This window comes from Mesorhizobium sp. FG116, from assembly GCF_057809835.1.
In genome coordinates, this window is record NZ_JBMDKS010000035.1 from 1 (window position 1) to 16577 (window position 16577).

Consider the following 16577-nt stretch of genomic DNA (forward strand, 5'->3'; position numbering starts at 1 on the left):
CCGGGGTCCCTTTTACATGAAAAAAAAGGGTCCCGATTCCGCGGTCATTGACAACCTGGGCTGCGGCAATCTCGCCGCGCAACAGGCCCACTGACCGCTCGATGCGCTCAAGCGTCAGTGTGCCTATGGAGGCGTGTCGCTTAGTTCGTGCCATAACACGAAATAGGAACGTATTCCTTGGAAAGTCAATGAATGTACACGGTGAACGCGCTATTGCTGTTTATTCGGGGTGATGGCATCTAGGCTCATCACTCGATACCCAAAAAGCGCACTATTTACCTGCTCTCGGGGAATGCCTGCCTGCTCAAATTTCGATGAAACCGAAGCATCCGCCGGGAATGCCCATACCGATCCGTCATAGACGGCGGCGTCGAAGACCTCGTTCGATTTCACTATTCCCAGCTTTGCAATGACTGCACCAAGATCAATCGAGGAGGCATCGATGCGAGTGCCAATTTTAGCCATAGATTGATCTAGCGTATCAAAGCGTTTCATCACTGCGCCTTCTAGTCGTGCGATAGCGGCGTCTACGCCATTTAATCTTTCCGTATGTTTACCGAGAGTCTCCGCTTGGCCCAGCATCTGAGTGAAAATAGCGGCTGCAATTGCAGCAGCAATTATTGACGCACCGCCTGTGATTATTTGATAGAGATTAAGTTTGTTGGCCATTTTTCCCATCCACCTTGAGCATCATGTTCGCTCACATTGTTTAAATTGAGAACAGCCAAGTCTCGCGGTCAACATGGACGTTTTCACCATTTACCACGAGCCCACGCCCACAGTTCGTCCCTCTTCGCCTCGCTTATCCCGCCACCAGCGGTTGACTCGATCTTGCCCATGTCTATCAGAACACACAGTGAACAAAATCCTTGTGGGAAAGACCCCCTCAGTGCGACACAGATGTGCGGCTTCCTATAGATTGATTGGTGCTGGCTGAGGTCTGCGGGGTCTTTGACACAGACTGGAACCGCAGACCTCACACGCCAGATGGCGCTACGCCCGCAGGCGGGAGATGGTTGCACCCATCTCCCGTTCGGGTGCACGACGATACTATATGGTGTTGCCATGATGACAACGGATAAGTCGCAAAACGCAACATTCCGTTGAGTTTCTACACAGCGATTGCAATTTCCACCCGCAACAATGCCGCTCCAATTTTACGAAACCATTCAATCGAGCTTTAGCCAGACCGGCGTATAACGCAGGCATGGCAAAAGAAGATTTCCAGGCAAATTGGCGAGGAGCGCGTCGGTTTCAGTTTGACGAGGAAACGCGCCGGAAACAGGACGCACATTCCGAGTGGCACCCATCACCTGCGGAAATCGGGCCATGGAATGCGCACCAATACAGCGATCGCATTGTGCAACTCCATCCAGAACGACCAGCAGTGCAAGAAGCCCATGAGGCACTGCCAGGGGACACGCCACCGGCAACACCACACAGGATCCGCTACATGCTATTGGTCGCAGCAGTAACGGTGCTTGCGTTTATCGCGGTGGTGGCCTCTTAGAAGCCTACCTTCCCAGTTTCACATTCCGCTGCTGCGCGCTGCGCACGCTCGCCTGAACGCGCGAATCCATCTCGCGATTAACCTTGTTCAAACCAGCCTCAAGTCTCGCCACAGCTGCAGCATCGGCGCCCCGTGCGTCTATGTGGTAGACAGGCGCGAAGGTGGTGCCGCTAGATGGGCTTTGCGCCCCTCTCGGCAACACAACCTCGCCTTTTTGCAAGATCGCAGGAACTTCGTCGGGCTTTAGCCCCGCAACGCCACCGCCATGGTAACGCGGTGCGCCAGCGAAGACGCCGGGATGAACCGTTGTCGACGAGCCGCCGCGGCCTACAGTCCCGCCTTTATGGAACAGGCCAACACGCGCGCCGGACAGGATGCCCGGAATGAACGACGACTGCCCGCCTCCGAACAACGCGCTAAGGAAGCCGCCGCCGGAGCCGCCGCCGCCGAACATGTCGTTCATGGCCATATCGAGCAGCTTGTCACCGATCTTGCCGAGCGCACCCGCTAGCGCATCGGCGGCCGACTTGCCGTCGAGAAGGTCATGGATAAAGCCCCCCATGACATCCTTGCCCAGATCGCGCATTTCTTCAGCGGTCTGGCGTGCTTTGTCTTGGCTTTCAGCCAACTGCTCGGCCGCTACGCTGGCATTGGCATAGCCTTCAGCCAGCGAGTCTATCTGCGCTTCAAGCTGCGGCGTAACCGCAATACCGGCCTTCTGCGCAGCGGTCAGCAAGTCCTGCTTGGCGCGCGCTTTCTCGATCGCATAACCATAGTCATCGATCAGCGGATTGATGCCGGCCATCGCAGCCGTTTCAGCCTGAATGGCAGCCGTGCGCTCCTTGATCTGCTCAATCTCGCGCTGCAGGTCGTCTTGGCGGTCGGCGCGGGAACGGCCGGACTTGCCGCCGGTGACAGGGTAGTCTGCGAGCGTGATTGGCTTAACGACCGAGCCATTGCTCACCGTCAGTTCAGTTCCGGCTCGACTGGATTTAGGCGCTGCGGTGCCTGCAAAAGCGCCATCGATACGATCCTGTATGCGGCCCTGGCCGATGTATGGCTTGGCGCCGAACCGCTCGCCAATCTTCGCAAGTCCGGTGGCTTGGCCGAGGTCCGCGGATGCCTGCACGGCCGCATCAACCGCCTTGTTCAAGTAGTCGATAAACTGGCCAATCGGTCCTTCGGCCGCCCAAGAAAATATCCCGCCGACGTCGCGGATCGCATCAGACAGAGGGCCACTCAGAAAGTTTGCCAGTATCTGGCTGGCGTCGGTGCTGTCGTTGATGCGGGTAGCCACGTCAACAAGCACATTCTGCAACCGGGCGAAGCCGGCAGAGACCGTTATCTCCGATCCCGCCACCTTGTCCCTGAGGATCGCCGCGCCGGTCTCGAATCCATCGAAAAAGGCTTTCGATGATACCTGTCCGTCAACGACCAGTTGTTTGAGCTTTGCGACCGAACCGCCGGCGGCATCGATACCTGCGGCCGCAGCCTGAACGATAGTCGGTGCGCCTTCCAGGATCGAGCTGAATTCTTCAGCGTGGACGGTGCCGGATCCCAGCGCCTGACCAAGCTGGAGCAACGCCCCCGATGCTGTTGTTGCGTCCGTGCCGGCCACGCGCAGTGCAAGCCCAATGTTGTCTGTGAACTTGACGAGGTCGGCGCTCGATACACCAAGTTCCTTCTGCTGCTGAGCGGCCCTACCGTACAAGGTAACAAGTGCTTCAAGTGGAACAGCATTCTTTTGTGCCGACACGAACAGGGAGTCGTAAACCTGCTCAAGCTCCTTGCCGGAAATGCCCGTGGACTTCAACGAGTTCTGAATTTTCGTCGCGCTGTCGAGCAACTGTTGAACGCCCTGTGCGGAGAATCCTGCAGCCACGCCACCGACCAATCCGCGGCCGAAGCTGCCGCTGAACGACATCGACGACGCGACGCGCCTGTTCATCTTGGCGAACCGGCTCTCAATGGCCTTGGCCTGCCGGTTGGTTACGCCCATCGCCTTGTTAAGCGCATTCTCGTATTTCTTGATGTCGGCGCTCAGGCTGACCACGAGTTTTTCAAGGTCAGCGGCCATCACGGACTCCCGCCCAAATCGTCAGAAGATCGATGGCGTCGGGAAGCCGGGCGGTTTCAGACGCCCAAAGGGCAAGCGCGACGGTTATCAGCGCGTCTGCGGTGATTGTCGGATCAATGCCAAGCGCAACACACGCGCCGGCGATGCGCGACGCAGAAGCGTGCGCGATGTCAAAGTGGTCCATGTTTTATCCTATGAAAAAGCCCGCAGCCGACTGGCCAATGTTGTCGGTTCAACAAACCGCGAGCGTGAAACTTCCGACCGGATTGCGCGTTTCAGACACCAAGAGTTGGAGTCGCTGCCATGTCTGAAGGTTGGTTTTCGGCCCCCGTGCCGGTCACAGTGGGGCTATTCGGAAGCATTCGAAACATATTCAACGCCCGCGATGCGGATGAGATCTTACGGGAGCGGATGGCCGCAAACGGTTCCATGACCGTTCGTGCTGCACACCACGCCTGTCGTGCGGCAATGGAAGACGCAACGAAGGCAACTGCCGCCAGAAATGCTTTCATCGCTGCCGCGAAGGAGACGCATATTCTGGCGAATGATGAGCTATCAACGGAATAGTTTGTGGCACATAGGGTCAACATTTGAATTGTGGATGCGCACACAATGCTCCCACGCCGGTCCTAGGGACCACGAGGTCTGGAAGATCGAGGTCCGGGGTGGGTCATGCCGGTCGATCCGACCTCCACCATCGACGGCCTCCCTCGCCGCTGCGGTGAGCAAGGTCGCGTAGCGCGTTGACGATCTCGGCCTTGTCGATATGGAAACGCTCAGGATCGCCGTGCGACGGCACCAGGAACTGAACTGCAGTGGCGAGCCGTTCCAATTCAGCCGCAAACACGACGCGCCTCGGTCACCGCTGCGGATATGAGCCGCACGTTTCGCGCATACTTGCGGCCACGGGAATCCCGTTCGATATCGAACGAGAACTCGTCACCGTGGAGAGGCGCTGTCCGCCGCGGCATTTTGGAGATGTGAACAAACACGCCGCCGGCACTGAAATCGTCCAACGTTTTGAACCAGCCGAAGCCCCGCGCCTCGTCCCATGAGGTTATGCGTCCTTCCGCCATTAGTTATCTCCCAATTTCTGGAGCGCCCGCATCAGGGCGACGTGCGCACCATCGGCCAGAACGCGGCGAGCCTTCACGTCATCCCTCAGACTCCCGCGCTGGCGGGTGTCGATTACGTCAATAAACGCCTGCCGCACCGCACCCGCCCGGCAGATGGAAATCTCATCGAGGTCGCATTCGTGGATGAACTGGACACGCTCGCCCGCGACCGTCTTGAATTCCCGCGCCAGCAGCTTGTAACCGGCCGACATCGCAGTGAGCTTGCGATTTCGCACCTCGGTGGTCAGGATCGCCGGCGGATTGTTGAGCCTAAAAGCCAGACCCGTGTCGTCAGACATCAGTTCAAGATTTCCGTCTGTCGATGCGATCTCGCTGCCCTTTTCGTGGGCAATCCAGAAACCGACGCGCTTCCGGCTCGCAAGGCTAGCGTCAAAACACCCCTTCACAAAGACGTCGACGCCGCCATTGAAAGCATGGGGCTTATTGTAGCGGACAACGTAGCCCTGCAGCGCGTCGTTGACGCTGCTCGACTTGACGACCGACAATCCGCCGCGGACCTTTTGAGACACTCCGCCGACCGAAAGGATTGGACCTACCGAGTATTGAATCTCCGGCAACTCCGCGCGGGTTTCATAGTACTCTCTCGCCATCACAAGTAACCTTCCGGGACCTCTTTTTCCTTGACGTATCCGCGCTTCACCGCATCGCGAAACGCATAGGCAGCGTGGTCGTCACGCTTGCCGGCAACGCCGAAAAGGTCACGGCCAAAATCGTGCAGCACGCCGCTCTCGATGCCCGCGCGCTCCAGCCGCTGGCGCATGCACGCGAAGCGAACATGAGCGCGGGCAGCGTTGGCGATGTGAAGGTAAAACTCAGCGGCGCATTCGCGTTGCTCCGGCAGAAATTCTGACGCAACCAAACGCGAGGCGCGCGAACGCTCCTCTCGGATCTGGGCAGATATCTCATGCAACGCGTCGTTGACCAGTCGACGGCGTTTCGCGATCTGGGACATCTTCTCCCGCGTGGCCAGAGGCGGCTCGTACTCGACGCCGCGCAGGAGTGCGTCGACGGCATCACGGTGCGCGTCGCGATTCATTTCCAGGTTGATTTCATCGCGGATGGTGGACGATTCTTGGTCGAGGCGGGACAGTTCGGCGCGTAGAGTCGCTTCGCGCTCCAGGAGTTTCCGAAGCTCCTCGGAAACGTCCTCGGCCGCGGGAATTGGCTTGTCGTAATTAATCGTGGCTTTTGCCATTTGTGGTCCTTTCTATCGGAAGGATGTCGCGCGCAATTCGAGCGACGACAGCCATTGGAATGTTGAAAAAGTAAGCGGCGCCCGCTGCTTTGCTCGGCGTCGCGCGGTAGTTCCGGATCAGCGTTTCTGCGCCGTAGTGTCGAATTCTGATGTCGACCATCTCCGCGTCGGGTGCGATCAGGATTGAACCTTCCCGAAAATTGATATCGCCATCGCGCCAGCCTGCGGCCCGTTCGATAATGGCGACGATCTCGCCCTCTGCGGAAGGTTCGCCGTCGCCAAGCAGTAGCGGCAACGAGCCGACGCGGTCGCCGGTGTCGACCGCCTTGCCGGGTGTGCCTGCGGAAAGCGCTAGCAATATTCGGGCAATGTCCCGTGGCGTCGTCGGTGGTGAGATGGGGCGCCCTGTGCCGATCCTGTCGCGAGCCTTTAAGGCTGCGACGACTTGCCGGATAAGCGCGGGCGCCAGTTGAGTTTCGCGCGCAACAATAGAGATGACATCGCGCGAAAGAACGCGCTGCTTTTCCATTTTCTGGCTTTCGTAAATTGGAGAGGAAAAGAAAAGCCGCCCGAAGGCGGCTGAGGTGCTGCTACTAGGGAAGATGACTTCCTATTGTTACCGTAATGGCAACCGATGAAACGGCACTAGGCCGCCGACTTTTCTTTCAGTTTTGGCATTTTTTCGCCGGTGATGCGGGAGACTACCTCCCACGCCTCGCGAATTGCGGCTTTCATCGCTTTTTTGGCGCCGTTCCTAGACGTCCCGTCAATCGCCGCTATTCCGGTGTAGCTGTTTCGTGCGAGTGCGGCATCGATGAGCATCATCGAGCGTTCCGACATTCCGGCCCGAAACTCTTTTTCCATTTCCGACCTGCGCACCTCTTGCGCAACATGGTGCTCAGGGGCGGTTGCTTTGCCTTCGCCGATACCTTTGGCTTCGCTATAGATGCTCAACGCCCCGTACACGCGAGCACCCATTGCGCGGTACTTTATCCACGTCACTCGCCCCCAATCGGTGCGGTCGCACGCCGCAGCGAGCTCCCGTATATTCGCCCCGTTCATTGGCGCCAACGAGCGCCACCATGTGGATCCGTCGCTGAAATATTGCTGAGTCGGTAACGCAGCTACGCCGCGAAGTGCGAGGTAGCGGTCGGTGTAAAGCCCCTCCCGTTCTTCCCTCCGATGCTTCGCTGCCAGCTTGCATCCACCAGCGCCGCTGCGCTGGCGAAATTTGAAGGCTCCGTCGGGAAGACGCCCTGTATCGGAATACAAGTCGACGACAGCCTCTGCTTCGTCCTGCTCCATGGCGTAGTCCAATCCAAAGCCGTCACCAGCTTCGAGGTCGGCGCCATCCGCTAGGTTGTCGTTGGCCGCTGCGGTCCCAGATGGCGACAACAACTGGCCCACTGAACGAAGGACAAAAGCCGACTCGACGTCTCCTTCGGCCACAAGCCTGGATAGGATGTCACCTTCATATTGCCGACTGGCGCCCGGGTTGGCCTTTCGCGCGATGTAGTCGTCGTCGGGGCCGTAGTTTGGCTCGCCGGTCCAGCGAGCGCTCGGTCGATTGTCGTTGGCAGCGGTCGAGCCTATCCAGTATTGCCTATCCGTCTGAGGCTCCGTCCGTGCAACCTTACGATTAAGACTTTGCGATGTAGTCCAATCACCCGGCACCGTTGGCCATGTGCACGGCCTACCGCGTGACTCGTAGTTGTCGTTGGCAGCACACGCTTCGCGCCAGCCCCTTAGGGTGGATGGCGACGTGTACAGGCGATGGCCCGCCGGCAGCGCGGCAGTTCGGTTGAATGTCAATGAAGTCCCTCTTAGTAGCTTTGCCGTTCGTAGCCGGCGCGCCGCCTGCTTGGCAGGTCGGCTGTGATGGTGGTGTATGTGGGGGAGTTAGGGTCGCAAGAGGCCAAACGGCAACGGCGGTGGAGAAATAAACTTGGGCTGCGGTTTGATTAAAAATCAAAACTGAGAAAAAAAGTTGCGCGTGGCTACCACGCCGGTCCTTAGCCAAACCGATCTCCAAAGATCGGATGGGGGGGGCTAGGTCCACACCCCGGCAGGCATCGCCCGCTCCTCCCGCTGCTTCGCGCCATCGTGTTGGTGGGTAGCTCATTCCTTTTGTCAGACCATGACAATATCTTGGGTAAGAATTCCAAGACCGTGGTTCAGTTTCAGGTATTGGGCAGGAAAAAAGCGTAGTATATGGAAGGTCGCCTTTTTCGGAGGATGACCGAATGACCTACCTTCAAATCGCTTATCTTATGATTGGAATTTCTTACTTGGCCGCAACGGCGGCGTTATGGCTGGGTCATTGAAATAGCAAAGCGTTATGGAAACTGAGAAAGAATACGATAGCCGGATCAGGAGTGCCGAGCGCGAGCATGATGCGCGCCGTAAGGCCATTGAATCTACTGGCAACCAAGTGCTGTCTTTCGCCAATGCAGCCATGCGTGCGCCAGCGTTAGTGGCTGCAGGCGGTGTCGCCGCTGCACTTGGCTTTTACAGTGCTAACTTCTCCCGCCTGGCAAGTGATCCGACTAATTTGGCTACCTTTAACAGTATCCTTTTCTGGCTTTTCATGAGTCTTCTGCTCACTGTGATAGCTCCGGGCCTAGCTTATTTTAGTCAGATCTTCTTTTCCGAAGCATTTTCCAAGGAAAAGTATCACTGGCAGCATCCATTCGTGGAGGAGACGACTGCATCAAAACGGTGGAATGTGGCCGCTCATGTAGCAAGAGTAGTGGCGATTCTCGCCGTTGTTGCTTCGATCGCGTGTCTAATCGCGGGCGGCTGGATGTTTTTGAGACTGGTCGGGTAGGTCCAAAATCCATTGCAGGTCGACACTAGGCCGCCTCGTTTCTCTTCCTCCCGTCATCATTATCAGGACGCAGATCCGGCCGCTGACGGAACAGCTCTTGCCAGCTAATGCGGCGGCCAAGCTTAGGTCTGGCCACAGTGACAGGGCGACCGGTCATGTCGCGTGGTTCATCGGTGGTAGCGTCAGGCATGCTGGCTCCTTGCGGGCAGTTTCTTCCTAAACTCAAAAAAGAAGAAACTGCCCTGATTTTATGTTGAATATCAATGGCTTAGAATGAGAAAGCCAGTTTCTTCTTTTTTCTGAGGGGTAGAAGAAAAACGAAATCTCCCCCAAATGCCAAAGAACAAGAAGAAACTACCTTTTAGAGAATTAACTCATTGATTATATGTTGTTTTCGCGTTTGAGTTTCTTCTTTTTGGGCAAAGAAGAAACCGGAAGAAACTCAACCTCTCCACACCAAGCGCAGCTTCTTCCGGCCGCCTTTGGTTCCCCCGGCAGACTGTTGTTCGACCTCTTTGACCCGACCGGACTCGATCATATCGCTCAGCACCTCCTCACGGAGTTGCCGCCCAAACCTCTTGGGAAGTTTGTCGATGACAACGCTTCGGGGCAGGCCAGCGTCTCCAGCCTTCTGCAACAGCGCTGCGATGCGCTTGTACATTTCCTCCCGTTCGTTATCGGCAACAAACTCCTCGACGGCGCGAACCATGTCGCCGACGCATACCGTCGCCAAGCCTGACGCCCACTGCCATTTTGGTAGGTCAATAAGCGGCCGCGTCCTGGTCTTGCCTTCTCGCTTGGTCGAGGCGATCGCCACGATCAGCGCCAGTTTGATGGCATGCTCGGTGAGCCGGTGAATGAACGGCGCTACAAGCTCTGTCGCTTTCCTCGCAGCATCGACTTCATGCTCCTTAAAGGTCTTGCGCGCGGCTTCGGCCTCGTCGGTCCATTGGACCACTGTGGCGGGCAGCGGCTTCTTGCCACCCTCGCGCTCGGCATCATCAAGTATCCGGCCAAGACTGCGAGGCCCGTCGATCTTCGTCTGTATTCCTGCGATCGGATACAGCCGCTCCACCAGCTCCCGCGGCACATCATCAACATGGCGCTGAGGCTCAACCATGTCCGACTCGCCCACAACGTTGAACAGCAAAAGCCGGGGCAGCAGGCCATCTTCGGAAGACGCAGATGACAAGGCTGACCAGAACTGCCCCGGCGTTGCCGTTCCGTAAATATTCAGATTGGGGTTTTCTATGCGTACCGCCTTCATTTTCGCATATTCGGCGCCTGCAAAGCTGGTTGCGGAAGCCGAAAAGAAATCGCGAAGATCCACGGATATGCCGCGTTTGTGCTCGCCAGCCCTCTTGTCCAGAATATCCTTCATCAATCCGCCGAACTCGTCGACCAGGCACACCAGCGAAGGCCAGCGCTCCAGAGCGCTACGCAATGCTGAGGCGGACATGATGCGTGCCGGTCCAAAGTAGCGGTCGAGATAGCCGTCGCCGTGAGTGCGAATTCGGTCGAGTTGATCCCGTGCGTGCTGCTTTCCAAAGCCAGACTCCGCAAGCGCAACGATGTAACAATTGGCACGAGTATCGCGCGCGGTTGTGCTGTACCGTCGACCTCCGAGCGCAGCGATAAATGCCAGTACGGCACCCAGCGCAAGCTCCCGTGATGGCTGTTCGGCTGACGACACAATCCAGTCGGTTAGGTCTTCGACAAGACCGCCTGGGTGGGTGAAGTCGGTAAGCGTGGTCCCTGTCTGCAGGATTGACGGAAGCTTTGTGTCTGCAAGTTCCGGCGGCTCATCGTCATTGTCTGCAGTCAGCGAAACCGACGCCCCACCGAACCGCACGGACACAGGCCGGCGCGCCTCCCAGCCCAAGTTCGCAGGATCGATGCCCATCTGGCTGCAGAGCCAGAACGCCGCGTCCTTCGGATTTGCGGCACCGCCATAGTCGACTACGAGTTGAATCGGTGTTGAGGGTTTCTCCTCGCCGAAGTCCTGTATCCCGTCAGGGTGAATGCTAATGTCTTCCTGAAGCGGTCGGCCAAGTTCCTTGCTGGTGACTCGCCAAGCGCCGGTTCCGGCTTCGCGAGTTGCGCCACTGTATAGGGTAGGCACCCACGCCTCTGGCCGCGCCAGGGCGGCGGTGTTGACGCGCTGCCAAAAACTGCCAGTTGGTGCGGCGTGGGTAGGTTTCGAGGCAACCTTGCGAACCGGCTCCCCAACCTCGGAGAGAATGGCTTCGGCGTCTGCCAAGAAGGCGTCGACGTCAGCCGGCTCAATCGCTGGCAGATCATCGAACGGAACAGTCAGCGGATCGCCACCCATCCACGTGTACGGCTTTCCGGTTCCGGCGTGGTTGCCGAAGGCGACGAACTGCTGCCCAACGCCGAGCACTTCGATCTGGCACTTTTCGCCGTTGACCATGTATTCGGCGGTCGCCAGCTTCTTACGCGGCTCGGTCGCACGGAACATAAAGAGGCACTTCGGAGCCTTCCCCGTTCGACAGGGTGCAGGTGATGCGCCGGGGATCTGGAGCAGGCGCTCGATGAGCTTCTCCGCGGTCGCAGGATCCGGCGCATCGATGTCTATGGCTACGACCTCGCCGGTGAGGATGCCTGTGCTCGGATGATCCTGGTGCTGATGGGCCTTGCGCGCTACCTCGGCAACATCCTGCGGGAAGTTCGGCCAGCCGGTGATCTTGGGGCCTTTGCCCTTCACAGGGACGTAACGATAGCCGTTCTCTATCAGGTTGACGCGAAGGTCGACGAGAGGGTCTGTTTTTTTAGCGATGGCGGTCATTGGCGGTCGCGCTCCCATATGCGTCGATGATGATTTGCTTCAATTCAGCGATGGCGCCAGGAGCGAAGCTTAGGGCTGAGGTGCCGTTGGCATTAGGTGAGTAGATGCGCATGTCGCCATTGGTCGCGCGGACCAGCCGAAGGCCGTTAACGCGAATGTCCGGCGTCACCTGTACGCAGGCGAGCGCAAGAGTGTTTCCCGGCCCGTTGAGCCGAGTCAGCGATAAAAGTTCCATGTGTTGCTTTTTCCGATTGTATTGAGCGCCCTATGGGCGCGGGATGGCCGCTTAGTGCGGCTCTTGGTTGTTATGGTAACAGTATCTCACATTTTTAGAATATTATTCTAATAATTCTCTTATAATTCCACTTCTAAAGAATACTATTCTTCATCGGTATGGGCCTCCCCCGCTTGTCGAATACCGTTCGCCGCTCCTTCTTTGCGATACCATCATGGCTCCTGATATCGGCGCGGCGGATTTCTGCTATCGTCTCTGGCGCAGATCCCGTGACCTTGTAATACTCAAACACCCAGCCCGTCTGCCAGTCGTAGTCCGCCTCCGCCAAGGCGCGCCGAATTATGGCGGGAAGCTGATCGAGGATTTCGAAGTGCCCCGGCTCGTACTGTCCGTACCTCATGTTTGCGTCCCGCTTCATCGCGGACTCTCCATCGTCTGCATGATGTAAGTTTCCGCCCCGATCTCGCGCAGGGCGTCAACACGCAGGCGTTCCGGCAGAACTCCCCAAGCGGCGTAAAAGTCCGACAGCACTAACTCGTCATCGGCGTTTTGATTGATATGTGGCTTCTCTGCCTTTCGACGTGCGGCTCTCATTGCGGCTTTCACCTCCCGCTCGACGTCCCACTCGGTCGCTGGCTTTTCGACGTTCGTGCGAGCGGCACGAACTTCGGCGGCGATCGTCGAAGTCTTGATTTTTTCTCCTCCGACGATGCGATCAACCAGCCGCTCGCGGACTTCATCAGGAACCGACGGAGCGGCCAGTTTCATCAGGTTGCTGGGAGAAGTTTGCGAAAAAATTTCGCGTCGCTCACCGAAAACTTCGGCAGCTCGAATAAAAAGCTGGGCCGATCGAACGCTAATTCCGCACTCCAATTCGCACCATCTGGCGAAGGTGGCGAGATTGACTGCGCCCCGTGCTTTCAGAAGGTCGCGTCCGGTCGCGATCATGTCGGTAGCCGTCCGCTTAAGCCGCTTGCGGATACCGACAGCGCACAGGCGCAGGACGGACGAAGCGTCCGGATCAAGGTCTGTGTAGAGGAAACAGAGCGCCATGCTATGCCTCCGCAGCCTCTTCTGCCATCTGCCTGATTTCCTCGTCCGTGAAAACGTGACAATCCTCCAGCATGTCGTCGAATTCGCCGGGTTCGGCTTCGCGAACGAAATGGCGGTCCTCGGTGGCGTCGAATCGTTGGGGAAGCTTCATGCCGCCGCCCTCTCCGCAATGCGCTGGTCAATCCAAGCCTCGACCTCGCTGCGCACGAAGGCGACGCGCCTCTCTCCAAGTGAGACTGCGACAGGGAACCGCCCCTCGGCACGATACCTATTCAACATGCTGCGGCTAAGCGAAGTCATCCTGGCGGCGTCGTTCAACGAAACGAGCACCGCGTTGTCATTTGCGTGTTGCAAGTGGTCCTCCTTTGAAGCGCACAGAATCCGAGCGGAATCAGGGCGCAGTACGGGTGTGATGAGTATCGGTGGAGAAAGCCGGACGGACTGTCCGGGTTAAACACCGACAGGAAGGGCCGGCGCCTCGTGCATCTGGAAGCACGTCCATCTCCAGGAGGAAGCCTCCCGACGCAGCGGGCATTCCCTTTCGGGCGCAAGGCTACGAATTCGCGAAAACATCGCTATGAACGATATAGGCGAAATGGACGAAAAAGGCAAAATTTATTTTTTCTTGCCCGAGCAGTACTCGGACCAATCCACCATAAGCGCCCTCCTCCGCTCCAACGCATCGGAACGCGCATAGCTTCTCTCGACGGCGTCTCCGACTGCGTGGGACAGTGCCGCCTCCGCAACCTCCCGTGGTGCTTGTGCTACCTCTGTCGCCCAATCACGGAACGTCGATCGAAAACCGTGGACGGTGAATGCGCCGCCCCCGGCTGATTTGAGCGCCTTCGCCAGCGACATATCGGAAAGCGGTCTCTTATCCCGTACGCCGGGAAAGACAATGTCGTTAAGGCGCTTCGTCTTCATGGCGCGCAAGATCGACATAGCAGCGTCGGAAAGCGGCACGCGATGTGCCTTTCCGCCTTTCATCCTGCCGGCGGGGATCGTCCAAACAGCGCCATCGAGATCAACCTCATCCCAGGTCGCGCCTCGCGCTTCGCCGCTGCGGCAGGCCGTCAGGATTGTAAACTCCAGCGCCCTCGCCCCGATTCCGTCGATTGCAGCTAGCTTCTTCATAAAGGGCGAAACCGCCACATGTGGCAACGCGGCATGGTGCGTCGTCCGTGTGAGCGCGTCGGGCTTGTGCAAGACATGCTCAAGATTGCCCTTCCACACGGCCGGATTCTCACCGCTGCGCAGCCCTTCGACACGCGCCGAGTCAAGAACGCGCTCCAGACGCTCGCGCAGCTTTTCCGCTGTCTCTTGTTTTTCACCCCAAAGCGGCCGAAGGACGGCAAGCACCTCCGTTACGCCAATGTCGGTCAGCGCCTTGCCACGGATCGCCGCCGCATGGTTGCCGAGCGAGTTTCGCCACCCCGCTTCGGTCTTCGCTCCGCGCCAGCGATGGGCTTTCACGGCAGCGTCAATATAGTCGTCGGCATACTGGCCGAACGTCTTCACGTTGGCAGCGGGGCGCGCAACTTCGATTGTCTCGACGGCACGATGTTCGGTTGGGTCAATGCCCTGCCGCAACAGATGCCGCGCAGCTTCAGCCTTCTGACGCGCTTCGGCAAGCCCGATGGTGTGCAGCGGTCCGATGCCCATTTCGCGGCGCTTACCGTTGTGGCGGTAGTCGAGGATCCAGTAACGGCCCTGCCCTTTCGTGACCAGCCATAGTCCGCCGCCATCGCGCAGCTTTTTCGCCTTGCTGGCGGTAATCTGCTTTACTGTCAGGACGTTCCGAGTATGGCTCCCCATCGTGCCTTTCCCCGCTTTTTCCCCGCTATTGGGTAATGCGCTAGCTGTAGACACTATGGACGCAATGGACAAGCAGAATGTTTATTTTCAGGTAGTTACAGGCAATATGGTGGACGTTATGGAACGTCATGGACGTTAAAAAATATCCGGCCCGGGGAGCCACTTCCGATCAGGAAGTTGATACTTTCCAGATTTGAACGACTAACCCCCTTCATTCGATGCGAGTTGCCGCGTCTTCGCTGCCATTTGGCCTGCACATGCCCAGTGCCCTAGCCGGTCCGATCTAGCCCAACATCACGCAGCCCGGAGGATGTGCATCTCTGCAAGCTGGTGCTAATATGGAGCTCGGCAATCCTTGAGGGGGGACGACGATGTCGCGGCATACCTTCCTGACAGTCTTGTTTGCTCTTGCTGTTCCAAGTGGTGCAGCCGCCGAAACCTTCACTCTTGTTCAGGACAAGCCAGCGGCTCCCGCCTTGCTCGACGGCGTAACGGTCGATGAAATGGAAGGCATAATGAGCAAAGCGGGCTACCAGGCCAAAGTCGGCGTGGACAGCGAGAATAAGCCCATCATCGACAGCAAGGCCTCCGGCTTGAATTTCTGGGTCTACTTCTACAATTGCGAAGGCGACCAGCAGAGATGCCGACGCGTCCAGTTCGAAACCAGTCTAAAGACCGACAAGGCGATGCAGGACAAGGCCCTCGAGTGGAACAACAAAAAGGTTGCAGGTCGCGCTACCAACAGCAAGGACAATACCTATTTCGACTATCTGATCGACTGCGGCGGCGGCGTCTCAGCCGATAACCTTTCGCAAAATCTCGAGCGCTTCGATACGCTGATGAGCGAATTTACGACCTATATCGGCTGGCATTGACTTCCAGCGCCGGAAACGATGCCCTTCATGGGCATCGAGGGACGCGCTTGGCGCAGCCTTCCTCTTCCACACATATTCGTGAATAACTGAAACAGCATCACCCCTTTGCACGTATTAAAGTGTCGGAACCACAAGGCATGGTTTCACCTGGCCGTCCGAGGGATTTTCGACATGAGTGCCACCTTGCGCAGCACCGAAATCGCCGAGTTAGACCCATTGGAAAAGGGGCCGCTCGTCTACCGGCAATCCGCATGGACGCGGCTTACCCACTGGCTCTGGGCCATCTCGCTGCTATTTCTGCTGCTCAGCGGCCTGCAGATATTCAACGCCCGTCCGCAGCTCTACATCGGCGCGGAATCAGGCTTTACCTATGACAATACGATCCTTCGCATAGGCGCGGTCGACTCTCCCGAAGGACCTCGCGGCTTCACCGAAATCTTCGGTAAGCGATTCGATACCACAGGTGTCTTCGGCTGGTCAGGACCGCCCGGCCAGGAACGGCAGAGAGCCTTCCCTTCGTGGCTAACGGTGCCCTCCTATTACGATCTTGGCACTGGACGCGTGATCCATTTCTTTTTCGCGTGGCTTTTATCAATAACACTTCTCGTTTGGCTGGTGGCCAGTTTGCTCAATGGACATTTCAGGCGTGACCTCGCGCCTCGCGCCAGTGACCTGCGCAAGCTACCACGCGATATTGCCGACCATGTCCGACTGAGATTCCATCACACCCACGACTACAACGTGCTGCAGAAGCTCGCTTACGCCGGTGTGCTGTTCATACTCATGCCGCTGATGATCCTCACCGGCTTGACCATGTCGCCAAGCATGAATTCCGTGCTGCCGTTCCTGCCTGATCTGTTTGGCGGCCGGCAGACCGCGCGGACCATCCACTTCGTCGTGATGCTGATGCTGGTCGCGTTCTTCTTCATTCACATGGCGATGATCCTGGCTGCCGGCCCGCTTAACGAACTGCGCTCGATCGTCACCGGCTGGTATCGAACCGATCCACCCGCCCCCTCGAGGCCGAACACCAAGCGCGGGGCGTGAG

Annotated in this window: 20 protein-coding genes; 4 read left to right on the top strand and 16 right to left on the bottom strand. The window is 57.8% G+C overall.

The genetic code is table 11. The annotated features are described in order from the left end of the window. Positions 1 to 210: 210 nt before the first annotated feature. The 3 genes from ACODTY_RS20895 to ACODTY_RS20905 form a co-directional block, all read right to left on the bottom strand. Positions 211 to 669 (bottom strand): hypothetical protein, encoded by a 459-nt coding sequence (locus ACODTY_RS20895; protein ID WP_488996121.1) that lies wholly within the window; start codon positions 667 to 669, stop codon positions 211 to 213. Between the two features lie 845 nt (positions 670 to 1514). Beyond that, the gene (locus tag ACODTY_RS20900; RefSeq protein WP_488996122.1) at positions 1515 to 3587 is read right to left on the bottom strand and encodes a tape measure protein; all 2073 of its coding nucleotides are present in this window, start codon (positions 3585 to 3587) and stop codon (positions 1515 to 1517) included. Further along, complete coding sequence (locus ACODTY_RS20905) at positions 3577 to 3771, bottom strand: hypothetical protein (RefSeq protein ID WP_488996123.1); 195 nt, start codon at positions 3769 to 3771, stop codon at positions 3577 to 3579. The genes ACODTY_RS20900 and ACODTY_RS20905 overlap by 11 nt, the downstream gene beginning before the upstream one ends. 119 nt (positions 3772 to 3890) lie before the next feature. Here ACODTY_RS20905 and ACODTY_RS20910 point away from each other — a divergent pair, with 119 nt between their 5' ends. After that, positions 3891 to 4154, top strand: coding sequence for a DUF982 domain-containing protein (locus tag ACODTY_RS20910; RefSeq protein WP_488996124.1), 264 nt, complete (start codon positions 3891 to 3893; stop codon positions 4152 to 4154). Positions 4155 to 4257: 103 nt separating this feature from the next. On the opposite strand, the gene ACODTY_RS20915 is transcribed toward ACODTY_RS20910, so the two are convergent. The 6 genes from ACODTY_RS20915 to ACODTY_RS20940 all read right to left on the bottom strand — a co-directional run bounded on the left by ACODTY_RS20915 (position 4258) and on the right by ACODTY_RS20940 (position 7223). Beyond that, positions 4258 to 4434 (bottom strand): hypothetical protein, encoded by a 177-nt coding sequence (locus ACODTY_RS20915; RefSeq protein WP_488996125.1) that lies wholly within the window; start codon positions 4432 to 4434, stop codon positions 4258 to 4260. After that, entirely contained in the window at positions 4421 to 4663 is a 243-nt protein-coding gene (locus tag ACODTY_RS20920; RefSeq protein ID WP_488996126.1) for a cold-shock protein, read from the bottom strand. Before ACODTY_RS20920 ends, ACODTY_RS20915 begins: the two co-directional genes overlap by 14 nt. Next, positions 4663 to 5313 carry an HK97 family phage prohead protease gene (locus tag ACODTY_RS20925; protein WP_488996127.1) on the bottom strand — a complete coding sequence of 217 codons (651 nt, stop codon included), beginning with the start codon at positions 5311 to 5313 and terminating at the stop codon, positions 4663 to 4665. The genes ACODTY_RS20920 and ACODTY_RS20925 overlap by 1 nt, the downstream gene beginning before the upstream one ends. After that, the gene (locus ACODTY_RS20930; RefSeq protein ID WP_488996128.1) at positions 5313 to 5918 is read right to left on the bottom strand and encodes a hypothetical protein; all 606 of its coding nucleotides are present in this window, start codon (positions 5916 to 5918) and stop codon (positions 5313 to 5315) included. Before ACODTY_RS20930 ends, ACODTY_RS20925 begins: the two co-directional genes overlap by 1 nt. Then, positions 5899 to 6447 carry a hypothetical protein gene (locus tag ACODTY_RS20935; protein WP_488996129.1) on the bottom strand — a complete coding sequence of 183 codons (549 nt, stop codon included), beginning with the start codon at positions 6445 to 6447 and terminating at the stop codon, positions 5899 to 5901. Before ACODTY_RS20935 ends, ACODTY_RS20930 begins: the two co-directional genes overlap by 20 nt. A gap of 116 nt (positions 6448 to 6563) precedes the next feature. Then, the gene (locus ACODTY_RS20940; RefSeq protein ID WP_488996130.1) at positions 6564 to 7223 is read right to left on the bottom strand and encodes a hypothetical protein; all 660 of its coding nucleotides are present in this window, start codon (positions 7221 to 7223) and stop codon (positions 6564 to 6566) included. A 1033-nt stretch (positions 7224 to 8256) separates the two neighbouring features. Here ACODTY_RS20940 and ACODTY_RS20945 point away from each other — a divergent pair. Next, positions 8257 to 8745, top strand: coding sequence for a hypothetical protein (locus ACODTY_RS20945; RefSeq protein ID WP_488996131.1), 489 nt, complete (start codon positions 8257 to 8259; stop codon positions 8743 to 8745). A 442-nt stretch (positions 8746 to 9187) separates the two neighbouring features. Here the strand turns inward: ACODTY_RS20945 and ACODTY_RS20950 are convergent, their stop codons facing one another. From ACODTY_RS20950 to ACODTY_RS20980, 7 genes are all read right to left on the bottom strand, one after another. Then, positions 9188 to 11551, bottom strand: a complete 2364-nt coding sequence (locus ACODTY_RS20950; protein WP_488996132.1) for a bifunctional DNA primase/polymerase — start codon at positions 11549 to 11551, stop codon at positions 9188 to 9190. Continuing rightward, positions 11535 to 11786: a hypothetical protein gene (locus ACODTY_RS20955; RefSeq protein WP_488996133.1), complete on the bottom strand. Its 252-nt coding sequence runs from the start codon at positions 11784 to 11786 to the stop codon at positions 11535 to 11537. Before ACODTY_RS20955 ends, ACODTY_RS20950 begins: the two co-directional genes overlap by 17 nt. 133 nt (positions 11787 to 11919) lie before the next feature. Next, on the bottom strand, positions 11920 to 12204 hold the full coding sequence (locus ACODTY_RS20960) for a hypothetical protein (protein ID WP_488996134.1): 285 nt from the start codon (positions 12202 to 12204) through the stop codon (positions 11920 to 11922). Next, on the bottom strand, positions 12201 to 12839 hold the full coding sequence (locus ACODTY_RS20965) for a hypothetical protein (RefSeq protein ID WP_488996135.1): 639 nt from the start codon (positions 12837 to 12839) through the stop codon (positions 12201 to 12203). The genes ACODTY_RS20960 and ACODTY_RS20965 overlap by 4 nt, the downstream gene beginning before the upstream one ends. Position 12840: 1 nt before the next feature. Further along, positions 12841 to 12990 (bottom strand): hypothetical protein, encoded by a 150-nt coding sequence (locus tag ACODTY_RS20970; protein ID WP_488996136.1) that lies wholly within the window; start codon positions 12988 to 12990, stop codon positions 12841 to 12843. Next, entirely contained in the window at positions 12987 to 13169 is a 183-nt protein-coding gene (locus tag ACODTY_RS20975) for a helix-turn-helix transcriptional regulator (protein ID WP_488996160.1), read from the bottom strand. The genes ACODTY_RS20970 and ACODTY_RS20975 overlap by 4 nt, the downstream gene beginning before the upstream one ends. Positions 13170 to 13454: 285 nt before the next feature. Continuing rightward, positions 13455 to 14654, bottom strand: coding sequence for a tyrosine-type recombinase/integrase (locus tag ACODTY_RS20980; protein WP_488996137.1), 1200 nt, complete (start codon positions 14652 to 14654; stop codon positions 13455 to 13457). A 371-nt stretch (positions 14655 to 15025) separates the two neighbouring features. Here ACODTY_RS20980 and ACODTY_RS20985 point away from each other — a divergent pair, with 371 nt between their 5' ends. Beyond that, positions 15026 to 15529 (top strand): type III secretion system chaperone family protein, encoded by a 504-nt coding sequence (locus ACODTY_RS20985; RefSeq protein WP_488996138.1) that lies wholly within the window; start codon positions 15026 to 15028, stop codon positions 15527 to 15529. A 183-nt stretch (positions 15530 to 15712) separates the two neighbouring features. Next, positions 15713 to 16576 (top strand): cytochrome b/b6 domain-containing protein, encoded by an 864-nt coding sequence (locus ACODTY_RS20990; protein WP_488996139.1) that lies wholly within the window; start codon positions 15713 to 15715, stop codon positions 16574 to 16576. Position 16577: the final 1 nt, after the last annotated feature.

What these genes read in the sequence shown, in the direction of transcription:
- ACODTY_RS20910 (WP_488996124.1), top strand. Translation starts at nt 3,891, where the DNA reads ATGTCTGAAGGTTGGTTTTCGGCCCCCGTGCCGGTCACAGTGGGGCTA.
- ACODTY_RS20895 (WP_488996121.1), bottom strand. Translation starts at nt 669, where the DNA reads ATGGCCAACAAACTTAATCTCTATCAAATAATCACAGGCGGTGCGTCA.
- ACODTY_RS20935 (WP_488996129.1), bottom strand. Translation starts at nt 6,447, where the DNA reads ATGGAAAAGCAGCGCGTTCTTTCGCGCGATGTCATCTCTATTGTTGCG.
- ACODTY_RS20905 (WP_488996123.1), bottom strand. Translation starts at nt 3,771, where the DNA reads ATGGACCACTTTGACATCGCGCACGCTTCTGCGTCGCGCATCGCCGGC.
- ACODTY_RS20955 (WP_488996133.1), bottom strand. Translation starts at nt 11,786, where the DNA reads ATGGAACTTTTATCGCTGACTCGGCTCAACGGGCCGGGAAACACTCTT.
- ACODTY_RS20930 (WP_488996128.1), bottom strand. Translation starts at nt 5,918, where the DNA reads ATGGCAAAAGCCACGATTAATTACGACAAGCCAATTCCCGCGGCCGAG.
- ACODTY_RS20900 (WP_488996122.1), bottom strand. Translation starts at nt 3,587, where the DNA reads ATGGCCGCTGACCTTGAAAAACTCGTGGTCAGCCTGAGCGCCGACATC.
- ACODTY_RS20965 (WP_488996135.1), bottom strand. Translation starts at nt 12,839, where the DNA reads ATGGCGCTCTGTTTCCTCTACACAGACCTTGATCCGGACGCTTCGTCC.
- ACODTY_RS20925 (WP_488996127.1), bottom strand. Translation starts at nt 5,313, where the DNA reads ATGGCGAGAGAGTACTATGAAACCCGCGCGGAGTTGCCGGAGATTCAA.
- ACODTY_RS20945 (WP_488996131.1), top strand. Translation starts at nt 8,257, where the DNA reads ATGGAAACTGAGAAAGAATACGATAGCCGGATCAGGAGTGCCGAGCGC.
- ACODTY_RS20940 (WP_488996130.1), bottom strand. Translation starts at nt 7,223, where the DNA reads ATGGAGCAGGACGAAGCAGAGGCTGTCGTCGACTTGTATTCCGATACA.
- ACODTY_RS20985 (WP_488996138.1), top strand. Translation starts at nt 15,026, where the DNA reads ATGTCGCGGCATACCTTCCTGACAGTCTTGTTTGCTCTTGCTGTTCCA.
- ACODTY_RS20970 (WP_488996136.1), bottom strand. Translation starts at nt 12,990, where the DNA reads ATGAAGCTTCCCCAACGATTCGACGCCACCGAGGACCGCCATTTCGTT.
- ACODTY_RS20980 (WP_488996137.1), bottom strand. Translation starts at nt 14,654, where the DNA reads ATGGGGAGCCATACTCGGAACGTCCTGACAGTAAAGCAGATTACCGCC.
- ACODTY_RS20960 (WP_488996134.1), bottom strand. Translation starts at nt 12,204, where the DNA reads ATGAAGCGGGACGCAAACATGAGGTACGGACAGTACGAGCCGGGGCAC.
- ACODTY_RS20950 (WP_488996132.1), bottom strand. Translation starts at nt 11,551, where the DNA reads ATGACCGCCATCGCTAAAAAAACAGACCCTCTCGTCGACCTTCGCGTC.
- ACODTY_RS20920 (WP_488996126.1), bottom strand. Translation starts at nt 4,663, where the DNA reads ATGGCGGAAGGACGCATAACCTCATGGGACGAGGCGCGGGGCTTCGGC.